Origin of the sequence: Akkermansia sp. NBRC 115031 (genome assembly GCF_030268505.1) — a bacterium.
GTDB lineage: Bacteria > Verrucomicrobiota > Verrucomicrobiia > Verrucomicrobiales > Akkermansiaceae > Akkermansia > Akkermansia massiliensis.
Map to the genome: position 1 here is coordinate 355,421 of NZ_BSQU01000001.1, position 22,522 is coordinate 377,942.

The 22,522-nt window shown below is 54.4% G+C and carries 16 protein-coding genes and 1 CRISPR repeat array; of the genes, 9 read left to right on the forward strand and 7 right to left on the reverse strand.

What is annotated here, in order from left to right:
* Positions 1-83 precede the first annotated feature (83 nt).
* Complete coding sequence (locus tag QSJ36_RS01400) at positions 84-941, reverse strand: L,D-transpeptidase (protein ID WP_102727512.1); 858 nt, start codon at positions 939-941, stop codon at positions 84-86.
* Positions 942-951: 10 nt separating this feature from the next.
* Positions 952-2,469 carry a cellulose synthase family protein gene (locus tag QSJ36_RS01405; RefSeq protein WP_022398060.1) on the reverse strand — a complete coding sequence of 506 codons (1,518 nt, stop codon included), beginning with the start codon at positions 2,467-2,469 and terminating at the stop codon, positions 952-954.
* A gap of 135 nt (positions 2,470-2,604) precedes the next feature.
* Here QSJ36_RS01405 and QSJ36_RS01410 point away from each other — a divergent pair, with 135 nt between their 5' ends.
* Entirely contained in the window at positions 2,605-3,501 is an 897-nt protein-coding gene (locus QSJ36_RS01410) for a hypothetical protein (protein WP_102749305.1), read from the forward strand.
* Between the two features lie 18 nt (positions 3,502-3,519).
* Entirely contained in the window at positions 3,520-3,897 is a 378-nt protein-coding gene (locus QSJ36_RS01415) for an ApaG domain (RefSeq protein ID WP_102727514.1), read from the forward strand.
* A 147-nt stretch (positions 3,898-4,044) separates the two neighbouring features.
* Here QSJ36_RS01415 and QSJ36_RS01420 read toward each other — a convergent pair whose 3' ends face one another.
* Positions 4,045-7,560, reverse strand: coding sequence for a DEAD/DEAH box helicase (locus QSJ36_RS01420; RefSeq protein WP_022398057.1), 3,516 nt, complete (start codon positions 7,558-7,560; stop codon positions 4,045-4,047).
* Positions 7,561-7,863: 303 nt separating this feature from the next.
* Here QSJ36_RS01420 and QSJ36_RS01425 point away from each other — a divergent pair, with 303 nt between their 5' ends.
* The 5 genes from QSJ36_RS01425 (at position 7,864) to QSJ36_RS01445 (ending at position 12,706) form a co-directional block, all read left to right on the forward strand.
* Positions 7,864-8,349 (forward strand): Lrp/AsnC family transcriptional regulator, encoded by a 486-nt coding sequence (locus QSJ36_RS01425; protein WP_022398056.1) that lies wholly within the window; start codon positions 7,864-7,866, stop codon positions 8,347-8,349.
* Between the two features lie 27 nt (positions 8,350-8,376).
* Positions 8,377-9,546, forward strand: a complete 1,170-nt coding sequence (locus QSJ36_RS01430) for an aminotransferase class I/II-fold pyridoxal phosphate-dependent enzyme (protein ID WP_102727515.1) — start codon at positions 8,377-8,379, stop codon at positions 9,544-9,546.
* A 13-nt stretch (positions 9,547-9,559) separates the two neighbouring features.
* Positions 9,560-10,339: a CPBP family glutamic-type intramembrane protease gene (locus tag QSJ36_RS01435; protein WP_285466352.1), complete on the forward strand. Its 780-nt coding sequence runs from the start codon at positions 9,560-9,562 to the stop codon at positions 10,337-10,339.
* Positions 10,340-10,382: 43 nt separating this feature from the next.
* Positions 10,383-11,045, forward strand: a complete 663-nt coding sequence (locus QSJ36_RS01440; protein ID WP_102730348.1) for a YdcF family protein — start codon at positions 10,383-10,385, stop codon at positions 11,043-11,045.
* An 83-nt stretch (positions 11,046-11,128) separates the two neighbouring features.
* A complete protein-coding gene (locus tag QSJ36_RS01445) occupies positions 11,129-12,706 on the forward strand; it encodes a glycine--tRNA ligase (protein WP_022398052.1) in 1,578 nt (525 codons plus the stop codon).
* A gap of 379 nt (positions 12,707-13,085) precedes the next feature.
* A CRISPR array of direct repeats spans positions 13,086-14,543; the repeat unit is 31 nt; unit sequence GTCGCACCCTTACGGGTGCGTGGATTGAAAC.
* A gap of 119 nt (positions 14,544-14,662) precedes the next feature.
* Here the strand turns inward: QSJ36_RS01445 and cas7c are convergent.
* Genes cas7c through cas3 form a run of 4 tightly spaced genes read right to left on the reverse strand, consistent with a single transcriptional unit; the run spans position 14,663 to position 20,667 of the window.
* A complete protein-coding gene (gene cas7c / locus QSJ36_RS01450) occupies positions 14,663-15,487 on the reverse strand; it encodes a type I-C CRISPR-associated protein Cas7/Csd2 (RefSeq protein WP_102728414.1) in 825 nt (274 codons plus the stop codon).
* Positions 15,488-15,529: 42 nt separating this feature from the next.
* Complete coding sequence (gene cas8c / locus QSJ36_RS01455; protein WP_285466360.1) at positions 15,530-17,521, reverse strand: type I-C CRISPR-associated protein Cas8c/Csd1; 1,992 nt, start codon at positions 17,519-17,521, stop codon at positions 15,530-15,532.
* Positions 17,522-17,537: 16 nt separating this feature from the next.
* Entirely contained in the window at positions 17,538-18,233 is a 696-nt protein-coding gene (gene cas5c / locus QSJ36_RS01460) for a type I-C CRISPR-associated protein Cas5c (protein ID WP_285466362.1), read from the reverse strand.
* A 22-nt stretch (positions 18,234-18,255) separates the two neighbouring features.
* Positions 18,256-20,667 carry a CRISPR-associated helicase Cas3' gene (cas3, locus tag QSJ36_RS01465; RefSeq protein WP_285466364.1) on the reverse strand — a complete coding sequence of 804 codons (2,412 nt, stop codon included), beginning with the start codon at positions 20,665-20,667 and terminating at the stop codon, positions 18,256-18,258.
* Between the two features lie 156 nt (positions 20,668-20,823).
* Here cas3 and cas4 point away from each other — a divergent pair, with 156 nt between their 5' ends.
* Together cas4 and cas1c are read left to right on the forward strand one after the other, a co-directional pair.
* A complete protein-coding gene (cas4, locus tag QSJ36_RS01470; RefSeq protein WP_285466365.1) occupies positions 20,824-21,492 on the forward strand; it encodes a CRISPR-associated protein Cas4 in 669 nt (222 codons plus the stop codon).
* Complete coding sequence (gene cas1c / locus QSJ36_RS01475) at positions 21,489-22,508, forward strand: type I-C CRISPR-associated endonuclease Cas1c (RefSeq protein ID WP_102722926.1); 1,020 nt, start codon at positions 21,489-21,491, stop codon at positions 22,506-22,508. Before cas4 ends, cas1c begins: the two co-directional genes overlap by 4 nt.
* Positions 22,509-22,522 lie beyond the last annotated feature (14 nt).

The following is a 22,522-nucleotide window of genomic DNA, read 5'->3' on the forward strand; positions in this document are numbered from 1 at the left end:
GGACGCAGGCAACCATGCGTTCAAACAGCCATGTCAGGAGGCGGAGGAACGGGAATGCCGGAAGAATGGCGGGGAAGGTCGGTTCAGCCGAGGGTGTAACGGGTCCCCCTGGCGGAACGGGCGGCGGCTTTGGAGCTCTTCACTGTCTTGCGGACTGCCGTCCGCTTGTGGGGAGAGGCTTTCTTCCCGGCGGCCGCGGTCTGCTTGCGGGAAAGGGCTACGGCGGGAGGACGGGATGCCCGGCGGCGGTGGGAAATGATGGAAGCCGTGTTGGCATTCTCCATGAAAGACGGTGCGGAAGCCATGACCAGCAGGGAGGAATCCTGCGTTTTTTCCGCCTGGGCCAGAGCTTTCAGGGAAGCGTCTATGGAGCAGCGTTCGATCACGACGGGATCCCCGGTCCGGAGCAGGTTGAAGGCTTCGTACACGTCATTGCTTTTCATCCGCACGCAGCCGTAGGAGGCGGGCGTGCCGATGGTGCGTTCCTCTGCCGTTCCGTGGATGTAAATCAGGCGGGAGTGGGCGTTCCGGTTGCGGCCTTCCAGCCCTTCCAGCCACATGATGCGGGTGACGATGGGGTCGCGGCCCGGAGAATTGGGGGCCACGCATTCCCCGGTGGGCTTGCGGCTTTTAAACACCATGCCCTTGGGCTGTCCGGTGCCGATCTTGGAGGCGATGCGGTGGGCGCCCAGCGGAGTGCGGCAACTCCCCTTCCTGTCGCCCAGACCGAATTTGGAAGTGCTGATGGGGTAGGTTTTTACGACGTGTCCGTTGCGCATGACGGCCATTTTCTGGTCCCTGACGCTAACGACGGCGCCATCCTTGACGATGGCGGTGGGCTGGTAGTCCGGACGGGAGCAGGATACCAAGGCGCCGAACACCGCGAAGGCGGCGCCGGCGAGTTGAATCAGGCGTACTGCTTGCGAGAGAGGCGCAGGCATGGGAAAGGTGTCAGTTCTTGGCTTTGGCAGTTTGTTTGGCGGGCAGCAGGTTGGAGATCATGCGGCCCAGGGAGCAGAACCCCGTGTAGTAGAATCCCAGGAAGGGAATCATCAGGATGGGGGAAAGGTAATGGCCCTGGCGGATCATGATGATGATCAGGTTCAGGAAGAAGGTGCCGCAGGCGATTTCCAGGACGGGGATGACGACGGACTTGATGGCCCTGTATCCGTTGCGCTTGAGCTGGGAGACATGCTGCCTGTTTTCCTTCTGGTCCACCCCGTACTTGGGCGTGCGGACGAAGGCGGACTGATGGCCGAAGATGGCTTCCAGAACGGCCTTGGCGTTGTTCACCGCCATGCCCACGCTCAGCGTGAGGAGAAGCGGCAGGTAGGGCAGCTCCTTCCACCAGGATTTGGGGCGCACCACGATCTGGGCGCTCATGTAGAAGATGCAGACGGCCACGCTGGTCATGAAGAACAGGGCCACGTTCACGAACCACATGAAGACCGTTTCATTTTCCGGAATGCGCTGGGTGCAGATGGGGTACACCAGGAAGCAGAGCAGGGCCAGGAGCAGGTAGGAATAATTGCAGGTAAGGTGCGTGGTGGCCTCCACCTTGGCCTTGAGGGGAGCCTTGGAGCGCCAGATGTCCAGCAGGATTTTCTGGCAGACCTGGATGGAGCCCTTGGTCCAGCGGTGCTGCTGGGACTTGAACCCGTCCATGTCCACGGGGAGTTCCGCCGGGGTGACGACATCGTTCAGGTAAATGAAGCGCCAGCCCTTGAGCTGGACGCGGTAGGAAAGGTCCATGTCTTCCGTCAGGGTGTCATGGGACCAGCCGCCCGCATCCCCGATCACGCACTTGCGCCACATGCCGGCGGTGCCGTTGAAGGTGAAGAAACGCCCGGAACGGTTGCGCGCCGTCTGCTCCATGGCGAAGTGGCCGTCCAGGTACATGCCCTGCACGCGGGTGAGAAGGTTGTATTCCCGGTTGATATGGCCCCAGCGGGTCTGGACGAGGCCCACGCCTTCATCCGTGAAGAAATGGATGGTTTTTTGCAGAAGGTCCGGTTCCGGAACGAAGTCGGCGTCCAGAATCAGCAGGAATTCGCCCTTGGCCACCTTGGTGGCCGCTTCCAGCGCGCCGGCCTTGAAGCCCGTGCGGTCCGTGCGGTGGATGCAGACGGCGTCAAAGCCGCGGGCCTTCAGTTCCTCCACCTTGCGGTAGCACTGTTCCGTGGTGTCGTCTGTGGAATCGTCCAGAATCTGGATTTCCAGCTTGTCCTGAGGATAATCCAGAGCGGCTACGGATTCCAGAAGGCGGTCCACGACGAACTTCTCATTGAACATGGGGAGCTGGACCGTAACGACGGGCAGTTCCTGGAAGCGGGACTTGGGCTGGGGCTTGTTGTTGCGGTTCTTCCAGTACAGGTAAACGATGCTCAGGCGGTGAAAGCCGTATCCGGCTAGGCCGACGAGAACCAGAAGATAGCACAGGAGCCAGATAAAATTGTAATTTAAAGACATGCGGGGCTTGCAAAGGGTGTTTGGTATCTTTTTGCGTCAGGCGCGGGGGATTTCCTTGACGTGACGCCCGTATAAGACACCATAGGGCGAGAGTCAAGACATATTCCGTTTTGCTTAACCTTTTTGAGTGTTGTTATGAAGAGATTGTATGTGCTGGCAGCGGCTGTATCCGTCACGGGGGGAATGGCGTTTGCCGCCCCGAAGGAAAATGCCCCGGAGAAGGAGGAAGCCGTACTGGATGTGCAGACGCCGCCCGGCAAGCAGGACAGGCAGGGTCAGCCGGCCATTCCGGAACGCCTGCTGGACGACTCCCACATGAATGAGGAGCTGGGCATCAACGAATTTACCGCGCCGTCCATCCGCAAGATTTTTGAAGACCTGGAAGGGCTGCCGGAAATTCCGGAGAACGTGGCGCTGCGCGCGCGTCCCGAACGCCCCCCCATGGACCGCTGCTCCCTGGCTCTCCAGCTTGGCGGCATGATGGCGGACGGCTTTGTGATCGTGCAGTGCGGCAAGATGAACGAAGTGAAGCCCATTGCGCTGGACCTCTCCAGCTATGCGAAGGCCATCGGAGCCGGGGAACGGGTGAACCGCCATGCCGCCAGCCTGCTGAAAAATGCGGAAGACGGGGATTTGAGCAGTTTCAAGAATAATCTGGCCCTGATTCAGTCCGACGTGGAACAGGAGCTTGCCTCCCTGCGGGATTCCGACATGGCGAACCTGATTGGCCTGGGAGGATGGATACGCGCCCTGGATGCCGCTACCGCGGCGCTGGATAACAAGTTTGCGGAGGACAAGGCGAAGGTCATCTTCCAGCCGGACGTGCCGGAATACTTCCATTACATCCTGGACGGGGTGGAGCCGGAAATGAAGGAACGCCGGGACATTGCAAAAATCATGAACCTTCTGACGACCTTGCAGGAGCAGATGACGCTGGCTCCGGACGCCAAGCCCACCAAGGCGGGCGTGGAAGCCATCCGCAAGACGACGCTGGAGCTGATGAAGGCGGCCCTGGCTCCCGTGGAATCATAATTCCTCTCCGGTTCCCGTATGGTTCTCCCCCTCCTGACCAGCCTGGAAGTGCGGCTCACGCCGCGCAGCCTGTATTCACGGGATGAAAAGCTGGAGCGGCTGGTCCGTGACGACGGGCGCATTCCCGTGCCCTACAATGTGAGCATCCGCAATACGGGGGAAGGCGCCGTGCGCATCATCGGTAAAAAGTGGACCGTCCGTTCCCATGAAGACGGCACGCAGGTGATTGAAGGGGATGAATTGTTCGGTTCCCGCCCCCTGTTGTGCCAGGGGCAGATATTTGCGTTCAACGGCCTCCAGATGCTGCGCCTTCCTGCGCGCATCCAGTTAACTCTTCTTGTGCGTGACGAGGCCGGGATTCTTTATCATACGGACCCTGTCAGCCTTAAATGGTGAAATAAAAAAGCCCTGCATAAAATTGCAGGGCTTTTTTATAGCGATTAATGATGAGAGATCAGAGAGTAGGGAAAGAATGAGCGGACCAATGTCCGGAAGTTGAAATAATTAATCTCTACTCACTACTCTCTACTCACCGCCATCGGCTTAGCCTTCTTCGTCATCCCCGTGGTTGAGGATGAAGTTCAGGTCGTCAATGCCCAGGCTGGAGGTGAAGCCCTCGTCACCCAGCACGTTGGCGACGAGCTGGTTCTTCTGATGCTGGAGGATGCGGATTTTTTCTTCCACGGAGTCCTTCGTCAGCAGGCGGTAGGCGATCACCTTGTTCTTCTGGCCGATGCGGTGCGTACGGTCAATGGCCTGGCTTTCCACAGCCGGGTTCCACCACGGATCATACAGGACCACGTAGGAGGCGGAAGTAAGGTTGAGGCCGGCGCCCCCGGCTTTCAGGGAAAGCAGGAAGACGGACGGGTCCTTGGTAGTCTGGAATTTTTCAATTTCCCCGCGGCGGTCCTTGGTCTGGCCGGTAAGGTAGTTAAGCGGCCTGTTTTCCGCTTCCAGCCGGTTCTTGATAATTTCCAGCATGGAGACGAACTGGGAGAAGACGAGCACCTTGTGCCCTTCCTCCCGGAGCTGGTCCAGCAGGTAGAACAGGGCGGTCATCTTGGCGCTGTCTTCCTTGGCGTACTTGGGGTCCACCAAGCCGGGGTGGCAGCAGATCTGGCGCAGGCGCATGAGGCCCTGCAGGATGGCGAAGCTGTTTTTCTTGACGGATTCGTCTGAATCCAGGCCGAGCAGGGCCTGCTGGATGCGGCGGAGTTCCGCCTTGTACAGCTGGCTCTGGATGCCTTCCATCTTGGCGTACACTTCTTCTTCCGTCCTGGGGGGCAGGTCCTTCGCCACCTGTGATTTGGTGCGGCGCAGCAGGAAGGGTTTCAGGCGCGCGGCCAGGCGGTTCTGGCTCTGCGGGTCCTTGCGCTTGTCAAAGCGCTTCTTGAAGTAGGAACGGGAACCGAGAACGCCGGGCATGGAGAAGGCCATGAGGGACCACATGTCCAGCAGGCGGTTTTCAATGGGCGTGCCGGAAAGGACCAAGCGGTTGTAGGAGACGATTTCACGGGCGGCCTTGGCCGCCTTGGAGTCCGGGTTCTTGATCTGCTGGCCTTCGTCCAGGATGACCGTGAGCCACTTGATCTGGTTGAGGGTTTCTCCGCAGACGCGGAGCTGGGCGTAGTTGACCACGACCATATCGTAATTCTTCCGGATGTCGTCCAGATTGGCCTGATCCTTGCTGCGGATGACGAGTACGCGCACGCCGGGAGCGAATTTCTCCGTTTCCCCGGCCCAGACATCCAGCACGGACTTGGGGCAGACGATGAGTACCGGAGGAACGGCGATTTTCTTCTTGGATTTGTTTTTGCGCGCGAATTCCTCACGCAGCCAGAGCACGTAAGTGATGGATTGGATGGTTTTGCCCAAACCCATGTCGTCCGCCAGAATGCCGCCGAAGCCGTTCGTGGCCAGATAGGCCAGGAAGTGGAAGCCGTCCACCTGGTACGGGCGCAGGGTGGCCTGAAGCTGGGAGGGAACGTCCGGCTTGACATCGATCTTGATTTCCGCGGTGCGGTCCTTGATGCGTTTCCAGGCCTTCGGGTCGAACACTTCCGCGGCCTTCGGGTCCGCAAGCTGCATGGCGTGCATGCGGTGGGTTTCCCCGGAAAGGTCGAAGGGGTCCAGGCCCAGGCGGGTGACGGCGTCGCGCTGGTCGTTGTCCAGCTTGATTTCCAGGCGCATCCAGCCTCCGTCGTCCATACGGACGTAGCCGCCTCTGGCGGCGACCAGGGCGCGGATTTGTTCCTTGGAAAGCTGGACGCCTTCCACGTCAATGACGATGCGGAGGTCAAACCAGTCAATCTCCTGGTTAACTACTTCAAACCGCACGGCGGCGGCCACCGGGTCCGCCAGCAGCGTCTTGAGCTTGTCATCCATGTTGACGGTCAGCTCTTCCGGGAGCTGCTTGGCCCACTCCGCAAATTTTTCAGGGAACTGCCGGGTAACGCGGGCCTTGAAGGCGCCTACCTGGGGATCATAGGAGAAGCCCATTTCTTCCAGCAGGCCGGGAATGGGATAGAGGTGCTCCCGGATGAAGCGCAGCAGGGCTTTGTTTTTCATGGGCTCCTGGTGAGCGACGTCCCAGCCGTCCTTGCCGAGTTTTTCCGTGCGGTAGCCGGAAGCGTCCCTGGCGCTTACTTCACAAAGCACGTGTTCCGTTTCCGCGGAGGTGAGGCCGCGGACGATCTTCATGTCAAAGGTGCCGCGCAGGTCGATGTCCACCACGCGGTCCTCCATGCTGGGGGGCAGGGAAGCGCCGATCTTACGGAGGAACTCCACCCCTTCAAGGCTGTCGATGACCTGCTTGGGAATGGAATAGCGGGGTTCCACTTCCGTGCTCTCCAGCCAGCGGGGGGGACCCGGAAACACGGTTTCGTCAGACTGGTACAGCTCCTGCTGGCCGGGAAGCTGGCGGACGGAGTGGGAGACGTTGATGCCGGTGGACGTGGCGAGCTGGAGGGCGTAGCAGTCCGGCTCAATGGGGTCGTCCTGGCAAATCCACTTGAGCGGTTCGTCCACCACCTTGAAATAATTTTCATCCAGGTTCACCAGGTAGCCTTTCAGGGCGGGCTGGTGGAAAAGCTTGTTCATCAGGGCGCACGCGGCTTCCTGGTCCAGGTCCAGCGTCAGGGCGTCTTCTGCACGGGCGTAATCGGACAGGGACACAAGGAGGATTTCCGTCTGGGCATCCATGCGCACGGCAGCGCGTTCATGCAGGTTTTCCAGATGTTCCAAATCCTGCTTTTCCCGGACGGGAATCCAGTCCTGCTTCAGGGAATGGCGGTATTCGAAATGGCCCTCGTTGATGGTGGAAACGAGCCTCATGAACAGCTCTCCGCGGGGCGGCTGCGGGGGCCGTTCATTCACGGACTGGATGCGGTCATACCAGGTGCCTACTTCACGGGAACGCTCCCATTCGTGAATCTTGCGCTGAACTTTTTCCAGGTCCGTGATGGATTCCATGAATTCCGGGTAGGGCAGGCGCCTCTTGTTGAAGGCATAGGCGATGTAATTCCAGAATTCAAGGATGTTCGTGGGAGGCACGGGCCACAGCTCCAGCGGGTCATAGCTGACGATTTCCCAGCGGGGATTCAGGCGCACCATGTCATGGTCATGGATTTCCTGCTCAATGGCGAAACGGCGGTAGCGCTTCTCCAGCTTGCTGACGTAATCCGCTTCCTTGTCATCCAGTTCGCGGCCCAGCTTCTCTTCCAGAATATCCAGCAGGGGAACGTCGTTAAGTTCGTTCGGGGACTCCGGAAGATCCTGGCCGCGGTACATGCGTTCCAGCATGGCGGCGTACATGGCCGCTCCGGCCAGATCCTCGTCTTCCGTGGAGCATGCCCCGAACCACCTGTTGCCCTGGAGGCGGAGGTTCACGCGGTGTACGCCGTGCGCATCTTCCACACGGCCCTGAATATACAAATGATTGCCAAAGATTTGCGTAACCGCTCCGTCTTTCTGGAGCTTCTCGCCGCGCAGACGGATTTCTTCCGGAAAGGCATTGAGAAAGTTCAGGGTAGCCCTATCCGGGTTAAGTGCCATGCTCATAATATCAGACTGTCATATAAAAATTGGAAACAAGCATTCCTTGTAAAGGGACGCTACAGGTCTATGCACTTTACTATGGCACAAAAGGCGGATTAGAGCAACTATTCTCTGAAAATAATTCCAACGGATGTTTGAAATAATGGTTATCTTATTGAAGGCAATAGCATTATATTCTCGGAACGGCGGCTGTTTTTTGAAGAAAAAGAACGTATTTTATTATGTTGGAAAGAACGGATGTCAGCCTTGCGTAACATGTGTTCTTGACACGTTCGCTATAAAAGGGTCTTTTATGCCTGAAATTTTATGTCCACTGCATCACTTCTACAGTTACTGGCGACTCAAGCCCGCTTGAGCGATGGCGAATTGGCCGAACGTCTTGACATGACTGAAGAAGCCGTTCGAGCCCAGCGGGAGCAGTGGGAAAAGGAAGGCGTGATTCTGGGCTACCAGGCGGTGGTAAATGAGGAATACGAACACGACAGCAGGGTAGCGGCCTTCATTGAAGTAAAAATGACGCCCGAACGCGATGGCGGCTTTGACCGCCTGGCGATGCGCATCTCCCGTTTTGACGAAGTCTCCTCCTGCTATCTGGCGAGCGGCGGCTTTGACCTGCTGGTGCTGGTGGAAGGAAAAAGCATGCGTGACATTGCCCGGTTTGTGGCGGAAAAACTGTCTACGCTGGAAGGGGTGCTGTCCACTTCCACGCACTTCCATCTGAAAACCTACAAGAAAAACGGCTGTGTGTTCGAGGCCCCCGCGCAGAATGAACGCCTGGCTGTTGCTCCGTAAGTCCCTGCCGACACGAAAGAAATCATCATGAACTGGCAGAACAAAATTGCGGAGCAGGTAAGCTCCATCCCCCGTTCCGGCATCCGGGAATTCTTTGACCTAGTCACGGGACGGACGGACATCATCTCCCTGGGCGTAGGGGAACCGGACTTCGTTACCCCCTGGAACATCCGGGAAGCGGCCATTTACTCCCTGGAAAAGGGGCACACCTCCTATACCTCCAACTATGGACTGGAATCCCTGCGCCGTTCCATCGTCAAATACGTGGACGGCTTCTTCCATGTGAAATACGATCCCCTGCATGAAGTGCTGGTGACCGTGGGCGTGAGCGAAGCCATTGACCTGGCGCTCCGTGCCATTCTGAACCCGGGGGACGAAGTTCTTTACCATGAACCCTGCTATGTCTCCTATGCTCCCAGCGTGAACATGGCCTATGGCGTGGCTACTGCCGTGCCCACAAGCAAGCAGGACCTTTTCGCCCTTAACCCGGCGGTGCTGGAAGCCGCCATTACACCGCGGACCAAGGTGCTGATGCTCAATTTCCCCACCAATCCGACCGGGGCCGTGGCCCCTGTGGAAACCCTTCAGGAAATTGCCCGCATCTGCATCAAGCACGATCTCATCGTGCTGACGGATGAAATCTACAGCGAGTTGCGCTACGACGGCAAGCCGCACGTTTCGATAGCCTCGCTGCCTGGGATGAGGGAACGCACCCTGCTGCTGCACGGCTTTTCCAAGGCGTTTGCCATGACGGGCTTCCGCCTGGGTTATGCCTGCGGACCGGAGCCGCTCATCTCCGCCATGATGAAAATTCACCAGTACTCCATGCTCTGCGCTCCTATCACCTCCCAGGAAGCGGCCATTGAAGCATTGCAAAACGGAACCTCCGCCATGATGAAAATGAGGGAAAGCTACCGCCAGCGGCGCGACTTCCTGGTGAAGCGCTTCAACGAAATAGGCTTGGACTGCCATTTGCCCGGCGGCGCATTCTATGTCTTCCCGGACGTCTCCAAATTCGGACTCACCAGCAAGGAATTCGCTACGCGCCTGCTGATGGAAGAGCAGGTGGCCGCCGTGCCCGGTACCGCTTTTGGTGCAAGCGGGGAAGGCTTCCTGCGCTGCTGCTATGCGACTGCCTTTGACCAGATCAAGGAAGCCTGCAACCGCATGGAGCGTTTCGTGAAAACTCTTTCCTGACCCCTCCGCGTCCATGAACTCCGTCCCGGAGGCCCTGAAAACAAGGGCGTACGTAGCGCCGTTTGCGGTGTTCATGGGCTTTACCCTGCTGTGGCAGTTTGGCGGGCCGTTCCTGGAATGGAACCACCCCGCCGCCGCCTGGTGGAGAAGGGCGCCGGAGCAATGGCTGTACCCTGTGCAGGCCATCGTCTGCTTTGTCCTGCTCCTGTGGTGGAGAAAAGCCATTGACTGGGACTGGAAATGGAAACCCGCCGCATGGGGAATCCTCTTCGGCGTGCTGGGCATCCTGTGCTGGCTGGCCCCTACGATGGCGGCGGACCGTCTGCCGGGCGGTCCGGATGCATGGTTTGGCCACCCCTCCTGGCCATGGTACCGGTACCTGCTGGGAATTGACATGCGCCCGGAAGGCTTTGATCCCGGCGTCGTCTTTGCCCCGGATTCCTGGAGCTGGCTGGCGGCGCTGGTCCTGCGCTTCTTCCGTGCCGTGGTGGTGGTGGCGCTGGTGGAGGAACTCTTCTGGCGCGGTTATCTGATGCGCCTGATGGTGAACCTGGAGCATCCCTGGAAAATCCCCTTCGGCACGCATAGCTGGAAAGCGTACTGGGTGACCACTCTCTGTTTCATGGCCGTGCACCAGCCTGTGGACTACTGCGGCGCCTTCATTTACGGTTCCTTGGCGTACCTTCTTGCCGTGTGGCAGAAAAACCTGTGCGCCGTCATCGTCATGCATGCGGTGGCGAATGCGCTGCTGGGATGGGCCGCGCTGGAATGGGGCAAATACGGACTGTGGTGAATCCGGCGTTTACAGAAAGGAACTTCTTGGGTACATAGGGCCGATGACTCCGGAAGAATCGATAGAAATTTTGTGGGAATACCATCATGTGAAGCAGGAGCTGCGCCCGGCGGACCTCATCTTCATCCTTGGCAGCAATGACGTGCGGGTGGCGGAATATGCGGCGGAACTCTATGCTCGGAAGCTGGCTCCCCTCTTGCTCTTTTCCGGCGGGATGGGGCGTTTTACAGGGGAATGGGCCGTGCCGGAAGCGGAACTCTTTGCTGAGGCGGCCATGAAAAAGGGAGTGCCGGAAGACCGTATCCTCATTGAAAATAAATCTACCAACACCGGGGAAAACGTCCGCTTTTCCCGTACAATCCTGAAAAAGGCCGGCATCCCGGACCCTGCCAGCCTCATTGCCCTGCAAAAACCGTACATGGAGCGGCGTACGCTGGCTACGCTCCAGGCCCAGTGGCCGGAAGCGCAGGTGGCGGTCAGCTCCCCTCCCGTCACTTTCCGGGAATACTTGACCCCGGAACTGCCGCGGGAGCTGGTTGTCTCCGCCATGGTGGGGGACTTCCAGCGGATACTGGAATACCCCAGGCGCGGTTTTTCCACGGAACAACCTGTGACTCCGGAGGCGATGGAAGCCTTCCGCACGCTGGTGGAAGCTGGATATGACTCCCAGCTGCTCAAGGATGTGCCTCTCCCCTGGAATTCTTGAGAAGACACGCTTTTTGCTTTCACTGGCCGCTGATTGCGGTCATCAATACAACCCGCATAGCCAACCCAATTATAGATATTATCATGGCAGACAGAACCAATACAGATCCCGCCCGAATGGAGAAAATCGTGAGCCTCTGCAAAAGGCGGGGTTTCATCTTCCAGGCAGCTGAAATATATGGCGGTCTGAATGGTTGCTGGGACTACGGTCCCATGGGGGTGGAACTCAAGCGCAACCTCAAGGAATACTGGTGGCGCAAAAACGTGCAGGAGCGCGACGATGTGGTCGGCATGGACGGTTCCATCCTGACGCATAACTCCGTACTGGTGGCATCCGGCCATGTGGGCGGATTCTCCGACCCGATGTGCGACTGTCTGCTGACCAAGGAACGCCTGCGCGCCGACCAGGTGCCGGCCCAGAGCGGCATGGGATTTTTCTACACCGGAGCCGCTAAAAAGGATGGCTCCTGGAGCATGGAAAAGGAATACTCCGTGCTGGTGGACTCTGAAAAACAGGCGGACAAGGCCCGCAAGACCGCGGCCCAGTACTATGCCCAGCTAGCAGGCAAGGACGTCTCCCACAAGGAAATGGAACTGAAAGGCGAGCGAATGGAGGCCATAACGGACTCCACCATGTACAACCCCGCCAATGGTTCCCTGCTGACGGAAGCCCGTGAATTCAACCTCATGTTCAAGACGACCATCGGAGCCACCTCCGATGAAAACGATCCCAATGCCACTGGCTGGCTGCGCCCGGAAACGGCCCAGTCCATCTTCTGCCAATACAAGAACATCCTGGACAGCTCCCGCGTGAAGCTCCCCTTCGGGATCGCCCAGATCGGCAAATCCTTCCGCAACGAAATCAACCCGCGCAACTTCACCTTCCGTTCCCGCGAATTCGAACAAATGGAAATCGAATACTTCTGCCGGCCGGAAGACGGTCTGCGCCTGGTGGATGAATGGCTGGAACACCGCCTCTGCTTCTATGACGAAGTGGGCGTGCCGCGCGAACACATCCATATTCTGGACGTTCCGGACGGCGAACGAGCCTTCTACTCCAAGAAAACCTATGACCTGGAATACGAATTCCCGTTTGGCATCCAGGAACTGGAAGGCATTGCCTACCGCACGGACTATGACCTGAGCTGTCACCAGAAAGGTTCCGGACGCCCGTTGGAATACTTTGACGAAGAAACGCGGGAAAAATTCATTCCCCATGTGGTGGAACCCTCCGCCGGGTGTGACCGCACCATTCTGGCCATCATCTGTGAAGCTTATGATGAAGAAGAACTGGTGGATGACAAAGGCAAGAAAGACGTCCGTACCGTGCTCCGCTTTGTGCCCCGGATGGCTCCCATCAAGGCCGCTATTTTCCCGCTGCTCAAGAAAAACGAGGAACAGGTGCGCATCGCCCGGGAAATTGAAAAAACGCTCCAGCCGTGGATGCCCGTCTTCTATGATGAAACGGGAGCCGTCGGCCGCCGCTACCGCCGCCAGGATGAAGTGGGTACACCTTTCTGTATCACGGTGGACTTTGAAACCCTTGGGGAAAACGATGCCTCCCTCAAGGACACGGTAACTATTCGCCACCGCGACTCCATGGAACAGGAACGCGTCGCCATCAAGGACCTGTTGCACTGGCTTATTGCCCGTGTGCGTTAACAGCGCCTTTGACAGCCGCCGATGCCGGAAAACACTTCAAGGCCGCTCCATTAATATGGAGCGGCCTTTTGTTTTTGGAATGGCAGAGAAGGAAAAAGTTGCTGGACGATAGGCCGCTGACCATCTAGCATTAAAAACAGGTTGGTGAACCAGATGGGAATCAGCAATTCCAAAATGAATGCTGAACCGCTGATCTGTTTGCGCCAACCCCAAGCTCACAGGAATTCCCCGGTAGATCGGCGATTCCTGTAAGTCCTTGAAATCAGCAGATTGACATTCCCTCCAATAAAATATAAGGCGTAAGGAATATGCATCCTGAAAGAGGTTGGCGCAAAAAGCGATTTGTACCACTAACTTTCAACGCATATCCCCTTCCGCCGTCGCACCCTTACGGGTGCGTGGATTGAAACAATAAAGCAAGCTTATAATGAGCAACAAAGTTAGGTCGCACCCTTACGGGTGCGTGGATTGAAACTTCAAGTACTTCACTACCCCTAACCAATAACAACGTCGCACCCTTACGGGTGCGTGGATTGAAACTCCGGGCGCGTTACGTCAGACAGCCGGGGGCTCAAGTCGCACCCTTACGGGTGCGTGGATTGAAACCCGGTATACCGTGTCTTTCCGGCTCAACTTCCTAGTCGCACCCTTACGGGTGCGTGGATTGAAACGTAGAGGATAGTGACACATATTCTGGCTATGTCATGTCGCACCCTTACGGGTGCGTGGATTGAAACAAAAGTCGTATACCCCGCTATGGGGTTAGCCATGTCGCACCCTTACGGGTGCGTGGATTGAAACTGGAGGGTAGGTAGGGTGATTATACCCGGGAAACGTCGCACCCTTACGGGTGCGTGGATTGAAACAGATAACCGTGCGGAAAATCTTGAATGGGTGGAAGTCGCACCCTTACGGGTGCGTGGATTGAAACTCCCTCATGGGGGCCGCTGGACAGGAAGCATATCGTCGCACCCTTACGGGTGCGTGGATTGAAACATTTACGATAAATCGCATGGACCACATCAGAAGGTCGCACCCTTACGGGTGCGTGGATTGAAACCAAGGTCAAGCCTAGGACCATTCCAACCTTTGTGGTCGCACCCTTACGGGTGCGTGGATTGAAACTGCATCTACCTCTCTTCCCCCGGCAAACCCTCCGGTCGCACCCTTACGGGTGCGTGGATTGAAACGCTGGATGAGGCCGGGAAGGGATTGGGCCGTGAAGTCGCACCCTTACGGGTGCGTGGATTGAAACCGAAACGACCTAAGCGAACTAGTCGAACCCATGTGTCGCACCCTTACGGGTGCGTGGATTGAAACTTTCGTAAGAATCTCTAACTTGTTCACTCATAGCGTCGCACCCTTACGGGTGCGTGGATTGAAACGCCGAAATAGTCCACCCCGGACATACTGGCGTTAGTCGCACCCTTACGGGTGCGTGGATTGAAACTTCTTAATGTAGGTTTCGTCGATAATGTTGCAGGGTCGCACCCTTACGGGTGCGTGGATTGAAACTAACCGTTTCTTGTCGTCATGTCTGATGTAACTGTCGCACCCTTACGGGTGCGTGGATTGAAACTTGGCCTTACGGGAGCCAGCAAGAAAAAGGATCCGTCGCACCCTTACGGGTGCGTGGATTGAAACTGTAAACTCATTCAGCGCGCGCGGGAAGCGCAGGTCGCACCCTTACGGGTGCGTGGATTGAAACACCGATGTCCTGACTGCCTACTCAGCCGGCTCCGGTCGCACCCTTACGGGTGCGTGGATTGAAACTCCTCCAGAAATTCCACAAAGTCCTTCTGGCTCGTCGCACCCACACGGGTGCGTGGATTTAGATGTCGCAGACTGAACGGCCTACTATCCCTGGAATGAGAAGGAGCAGTTGGCTATAACACTCATTAAAAACACCCTTCATTTTTAGTGAAGGGTGTTTTGATATTTGTGAAAAGAAACAGATCAGAAGCCTTCAATCATTTCCGGGGTTAACCCCGGTAGATCATATTTCTTTACAATATTTCCATCCTCGGAGACTTCAATGGAATGGTGAACCTTGGCAGAAGAGTATTGACCGCTTTTACAGTTATGTTCCCACCAAATGACTTTTTGAATAGACATGCTACCTTCCGGTCGTGCAGAGGAGGCATCTCCTTCAAACATCTGAGGAAGCGCTTGTTTGAAAATGGATGCATCTTCATCCGAGAAGCCTGTGAGTTCTGCCAGCTGCGGATTGATTGCTCCAAAGAAGACATAGGTGCCCTTGTCTACCCGGTGCTTCATGCCCATGGTGTCGGAAGATTTTTTACTGCCGTCTCCGTCATTGCTGACGCTTTTCGTGATTTGTGTACTAGTGATATTCACCGTATCTCTGCTGAAGGCAGGTTGAATAGTGACTGGGCCTCTGATTCCTATGGAGACGCCGGTGCCTTTTGCCGCATCTTTGTCTTTTAAGGCAAAGACCTGTCCAAAAGCTCTCACATCATACCATTCCTGACAGGCTTTTTGTGCCAGTTCAGCAGACGTACCTTTTTGTTTCAGGATGGGAGTAGCACGTTCTTTCAATGTTTTATAGTCGTCTACACGTCTGTCGTCTGACTGGACAAAGATGTTTTGTCCCATGTCCATCAGCTTATTGCGGATTTTTCTTTTAAGACAGACATCGGAGATTTCTCCGAGTCCTTCCAAAGTGGTTCTGGGCCGGTTGCCATCGAGGGGGTCTCCGTTGGGGTTAGCGTTTGTAACGGTAAAGATGACGGCAAAGTCGATTTTATGATTAAGGCTCATGATGTGGTTTTATAGTGTTGAATTAATGTTTTATTCTAAGATTTATTTTGCCAGTTCAGCATTTTTTTCTTCTTTAGTTTTGTAAATGAAGGCTCTCTGGCAGTGGTAACCGAGGAGGTAGGCGCCGGTTAATGGTCCGTTATCCATGAACTGTCCCATGAGGAATGTTTCCATGATATTGTCTATGTAAGCATCATAGCTTCTCAAGAAAGAAACGGTGTTTTCATTTTTTTTCAAAATGTTACGATAGGGCTGAATGCTTTTTTCCAGCATGGGCCATGTTTCTGACGGTCTTTGCTGGAACCGCTGCATAAGTTTTTCCGCATTAGTGGGGCGGGAGGTTTTCGTGATATTTAACGCTGATGTTTCGATGGCTTCTGCAACGGCTAAAAGACGGCCGAAGAGGTAACTGCGATCTGTGATTTTTGGATCAAGGCTCATGGTATCTGAGGACGAAGTATTTGTTTGTGGATGGTTATAAAGATAAACGGAACAGGATACTCCCAAGGTCATTTCCCATTCCCACCATTCCATGGCATGCCGTTTGGATGCCTGGATGACGCATTGCTTTTCCAAGTCCGGAGGGATGGGAAGATTGTGAAGAATACAAGGTAGTAGTCTGGAGAGGGCGTGTTTGCGTAGTTTATCGTCTACCTTTATTCCATACGCTGCTTTGACAATCATGGAGATAGACGGCGCGCCAATATAAGATCGGTCGTTTCCTTCCTTGTCTTTAGGAAGGCGTTGTTTCCAACTGGCTTTGGAATGCCAGGAAAGCAGGTTGTTAAGGTATTCGGAGACGGTAAATTCCTGAAAGCTGGAGAGGGACATGCGCCCCGGCGACGCAGAATTCAAGCTGAGAACAAGAACACGGTTTTTAATATCGTTTTCATTCAATGATGTCCGCAGCAACTCTTTTCCTCCTCCGGAGAGTTCTTTTTTAAATTGCTTAACCAATTGGGTGACCTGGTCATTCGGTGTTGGCTGGTCGGGCGTGTAGTGTTCCCATTCCTGCACATTGCCGCAGGGAGACGGAACTTTCAACAGACCGGGAGACCAGGCGAGAACGACAAGATCTCCATCATACCAGCCTTGGCGGGAGATAAGCCAGCGAAGCGCGCTGTGGGCTTTTTGGGTGACTTCCGTACTTACTCCGCACGCTTCATCCGCTTCAATGAATCTGCCGCGGTAGGTATAGCCGGAACTGTCATTGGAAGAAATGAGTTTAGCCTTGTCTCCGGCGTTTCTGATGCGGGCCGGGTGAGTGGTTGCCAAAGGTGCTGTTTTTCCCAGGACATAGCACATCCCTTCTTTGTTGGCCTTGGATTCCGTATAAATTCGCCAGGATTCGTACATGGCGGGGTCTTCATACACTTCCGGAGGGCTTCCATCCTTGTTGTTGATCTTCCATCTTATGAACGCATTTTCCTGGGTGGACGCTCCCAGAATTTCAAAGATGGCGGGCATTTCCTGTTTATCCCCTTTCCATACAGGAAGCAGAGTGTTGGTGGAATCTTCCGCATATAGGATTCCCCCGTTGATCAAGTCCGTGATCAGGGATTTTTTACGAATATAGGCCAGAACGGCATTCAGTTTGACATTATCGGGATCAAACGCCGCCCATTCCGATAATTGCTGTTCATATTGTTCGTAGGATTCCTGAAGGGTTTTGAGTTGTTTGGTCCGTTTGGCCGGGGATTCTTCCGGAGGGAAATAGTCAGCGTTATCACCTGCCACATATTGGAGCTTGTCACACAAAGGGTGGGCACAGGCTCCGCTGGTGCGGCCTCCTGAGGCTTCCGTAACGGGGATGATGGTGGGTTGACTATTCTGATTGTTGAGGGATGCATTAATTAGCTCTCCCTGTTTGTTCAGTGTGATGGTGATGTGAGCATTCTGCATGCTGTGGTACAGCGGGAGAAGAGGGGTAATGAGGCGTTCTTTCCTGTTGCCGTGGGCCGGTTCTTTGTCAATACGACCCACATAATCACGGTTTTGTTCATAGGTGGCGTATAAGGCGTGCATCCAGTTCATCTTTTTCTTTTTCCTTTCATTCTCCCAGGCTCAGATCATTCAGTCCGCTGGATCTTGGCGGGCATGCCGCCATGGGGCGTACATGCTTGACAATTTCGCATTCTTCAGGGCGCATGAAGCGGATCGTTCCATTTTCCATGACCGGACGCCAAAAGCGTATGGAAAGCTCCTCTTTTCCCGTTTCATCTGGATAATTGAAACCATGGAACATGAGTCCGAAGGACGTGTTTCCATATTGGTCATAGAATCCCTTTTCTTCTCCAAACCGGCATGGTTCTACGTATCCCTGGCATTCCCTGGTTCCCAACGCGATGTCCCTACGTCCTCCGCGGTCAATCATGCGACGGGCAATTTCATAATGCTTGCCGTCGATCCGGTCCTTGGACATATCCGGACGGTACATGTTCCATTCAAAATGAGCCTTGACTTGATATTCCACGTCTTGAAGGTAGGTATATACGGATAAATCCGCCCCGGCTTCATGATATTTGATCAGTTTCATATTTTTGGGAACCAGACGGATAGGGCGCATTATTCTCACCTCGTCAATTAACCAGATCAGGGTGGGTTTCCAGTAGACCGCCTTTACAATTCCTTTCAGGGCTTCATAAGTGGGGATTTGATAAGAACATTTTTCTCCGCCTATCCGGGTGAGAGGGTCGGAGAAAAGCGCATATTTCCCGTAGACCTTAAATTCGATTTGATTAAGCATGAATATGAAGCTGTTGAAATTTTTAAATCCGGGAAATAGTCAGCGCACCGGAAGTCTCTCCGGGGTCTGTGAGAAAGCCCAGAAATGGATCATATTTATTAGTGACTGTTGTATAAATATCCACTCCTTCCTGTATACGCATGATGTCTCCCGCATTCAAGTATTTTCCAAGAAGTCGGTTGGAAATCGCGACGGAATAGGCTCTGGCTTTTTGGAGCCATTCATTCCATTGTTTCCATTCTTCATCCGTATGAGGATTCATGTTCCAGAGCTTTTCCCTGCATTCTTCTCCTCTTCCATAAGGGGTGATAACAGCTATTGTATCAACCTGGATCGGATGATAGTGGCGTGCTGCCGAGTCAAAGGCCTGGAAAAGACGGAGGGGAGCATATTTGGGCTGCTGACGGGAAACTGTCAGCAGTTTGAAATTTTGAGATAGCGCATCCTCCATGTTGGTGGCGACGCCGGAGCATGTAAACGGGTAGGACAGATGGTCATGATTATGCGAGCGGGTGAGTTTGCCATAGAATTCCTTAAAATAAAGCGAAACAGATTTGTTTCCCAGAATTCCTCCTTCTTCAGGATCACAGAGCATTCCCATCGCAATTTCTCTTCCGATTTCAAGTTCCGGTAGAAAATCCAGTTTTTCCAGATTGCCTGCAGGATTAATCAGGATAACTCTTCCTCCGGGGCGGTTGGCGTCCCTGTTGCATCGGCCTGCTGCCTGAGTGCAGGAATCCAGGCCGGCCACGCTCCGTATGATGACGTCAAAATCTACGTCCACTCCGGCCTCAATGAGGCCGGTACTGATGCACACAACGGCTTTTCCCGTCCTTCTGGCCTTTTCCAGAGATGCTTTGTCAATACGGTTCGTGATGATTTCTTTCCTGTGGGCAGGGCACATGTTGGTGCTGAGGTGGAAAATGTCCGTCTCTGTATTCAGGTCCCGGCAGGCGCAGGCCAGTTTGGAGGCCAGGTTTTTGGTGTTTACGATGACGAGGGTGGGACCGTTGGAGGAAGCTTGCTCCATGATGGAGTCCCTCATTTTTTCTACAGTCCAGTAATTGGAGGGTTTCCGTTCACAGACAACCTCGCATTGACGGAATTGGCTAAATTGATCGAAGTAAGCTTGGCTGTCCGGAATAATAGGTGTTTCGATGAGATGAGCATGCGTTCCGTCTTCCGTGGCAGTTTCCGCAGGAGTAGCCGTACAGCGGATGGCGCTGCTGTGGCAGATGCCGGAGAGAAAATCCAGCGAATGTTCAAAAAGCCGTAGTGAGGTTGGGGGAATAGCTTGCACTTCGTCAAAAATAACAACGGCATTTGCCAGGGAGTGCATGCGCCGCACATGCTGTTTGCCGGATGCATATAAGGCATTCAAGTATTGGACGGATGTAGTGAGTACAATGGGAACGTTCCATGTTTGAGTGGCTTCCATGTACCAGGTTTTTCTTTCCGGTGACCATGGTTCCATTTTTCCCTCCTTGTTAAGGGTTTCCTTCACCAGATTGGAATGATGCTCCAGGATGCAGCCTTTATATTCATCTCCGAGCACTTTCCGGATGGCATTGGCCGTTTGGTCAAGAATGGAGGTATAGGGAATGATGTAGATGATGCGTGACAAATGGTGCCGCCGTGCATGTTCCAGGGCAAATCTGAGGCTTGAGAGGGTTTTGCCTGCACCGGTGGGAAGGGTAAGGTTCCACTTGCCAACTTGTCCTGGCGCAGCTTGAAGGCACTCCTGTGACATAGCTGCCCGGCTTTGATTGATGGGTGTATCAGCCTTGAATTGTTCGAGATGTTCATTCAAGTTTTTTAACATTCCTTCCCAATCCGGTTCCGGAATGCTTTCGTAGCTTCCTCTTCCGGAAGCACTGGTGTAATCCGCTTCGATAAGGCTGCTCAAACAGAACCGTGCGATTAGTCCGGCATGGAATGCTTGTTTTTTTGGAGAGTGGCCAAACAGGGTGGTAAGGAGGGTGTAAACATTCTTGAATTCCGTGGACAGTTCCGTTTTTTTCAGGAGAGAGTAGTAATGATCTTTCTCCTGAAACGTCAATTTGGACAGGATTTCATCAAGATGGGTTTTCTCTCCGGATTTTTCCATGCGCTTGGAGAATACGTCATCTCCGGACATCGTGCCACGGAAGCAGTCAATGAGAGCAGAGTTGTGATGGGAGGCAATACATAAAGCAATGATTTGCCGGAAGATAAAAAATTCTTCAGAGTCCGCCGGGATGGGAAAATAATTCCAGACAAACTGGGCTCCTGCAGTGGAATGGTCTATGCCGCCTTTTGGAATTGGAGGACTGATATTTTGAGAGAGAGCATCCATGTATTGCTGAAAGTCTGCACTCATTTTGCCGAAGTCGTGCATGCCGCCGATCAAGGCCCCAAATTGTGATAGTCCTAAGGGAGCAAGCAGGGTGGACATCGTACGGGCACATTCTTGTTCGTGAGTGGAAAGAGACTGATGGGGGCGAGCCTGATACATGAGAAACTATCATAGGTTCCATATGATCATTTGCAATATATGAATTGATTAATTTAGTATTTTATTTAGTGTTTCACCCTGAACAGAATTTCCAAGATGCCTTCTTCCTTTTTTTCAGTGCCCCTGGCGGCATTACAGCATTACCTGTATTGTCCCAGGCAATGCGCGCTGATTTATCTGGAGTGTATATGGGAAGAGAACCAATTTACGGCGGAGGGGAATGTATTTCATGAACGGGCGGATTCCGGCATGACGGAAAACCGCGGGCGAAAGAGGATTCTGCGTTCTCTTCATATTTCCTCCCTCCAATGGGGAATTCATGGCATTGCGGATGTCGTGGAGGCTGTTTATGCAGAGAAAGGCGGCATTCCCGTATCCATGACGCCCGTGGAGTACAAGGTGGGCAAGCCCAAACCGCACCGTGCGGATGAAGTGCAGGTGTGCGCCCAGGCCTTGTGCCTGGAAGAAATGTTCGGGGTGGACATTCCTTCCGGTTTTCTATTTTATGGAAAGACCCAGAAAAGGATGGAGGTGGTATTTGATGAAGAGCTGCGTACTCTGACAGCCGGGGTTATCAGGAATGCCAGGGAGGTGTTAACCGGGGGAGTGACGCCGTTGCCCATGTATTCCAAAGCCTGCAAGTCCTGTTCCCTGGTCAATGATTGTCTTCCTGACGTTTGCCGAGAGCACAGGCAGACCATGAAAGCCCGGGTGGATAGTGTGTTTGAAGATAGTCTGGGTGCAAGTGAAGCTGATGATTTATGAAGAAACATTTAAATACCTTGTTTGTGACGCTGGAGGGATGCTGGCTGTCCAAGGATGGCGATACCGTGAAAGTCAATTCGGAAGGAACATGTTTGCTGCGGGTTCCCCTCCATAATTTGGAGGGTATTGTGACGCTGGGATGGGACATAGGAGTTTCCCCTTATTTGATGGGGGCCTGTGCGGAGCGCGGCATCACGCTTTCCTTCTGCAATCCTTACGGTAAATTCCTGGCTGGCGTCCAGGGCTTCATGAAGGGAAATATCCTGCTGCGCCGGGAGCAATACCGCTGGGCTGATGATGAGGCAAGATGGGTTGGCGTTGCCCGGGAAATGATAGGAGCCAAAATTGCCAATTGCCGCAGTTTGCTTTTAAGAGCGCAGAGAACTTACGGGAAAGATTTGTCGGAAGCGGTGGACCGTCTGGCTGCTTTTTGCCGCATGGCCCGCGGGTGCAGTTCCGGCGATATGCTGCGGGGCATTGAAGGTTCCGCTGCGGAAACATATTTTTCCTGCGTGTCCCATTGCCAGAGGACGGAAGAGCCGGAGTTAGTGTTTGAAGGCCGCAACAGGCGTCCTCCCAAGGATTGTTTTAACGCCCTTCTATCTTTTCTATATAGTCTGTTGTGCCATGATGCCAGGTCCGCTCTTGAAAGCGCCGGCATTGATGCGGCCGCCGGTTTTCTGCATCGCGACCGTCCGGGGCGTCCCGGAATGGCCTTGGACCTGATGGAAGAATTCCGGGCGCCGCTGGCTGATCGCCTGGCTCTTACGCTAATCAACCGCAAGCAAATTTCCGCAGATGATTTCGACAAGGAGGAATCCGGCGCCGTCTTTTTGAAGGAAGATTCCCGTAAGAAAGTATTGAATGCCTGGCAGGAGCGCAAGAAGACCGTTTTGGTGCACCCCTTCCTTCAGGAAAAGACGACACAGGGATTGCTGATTCACATCCAGGCCCTTTTGCTAGCACGTCATTTGCGCGGAGACCTGGACTGCTATCCTCCGTTTATTGGCAAGTAAAACGCTCCTTAGCC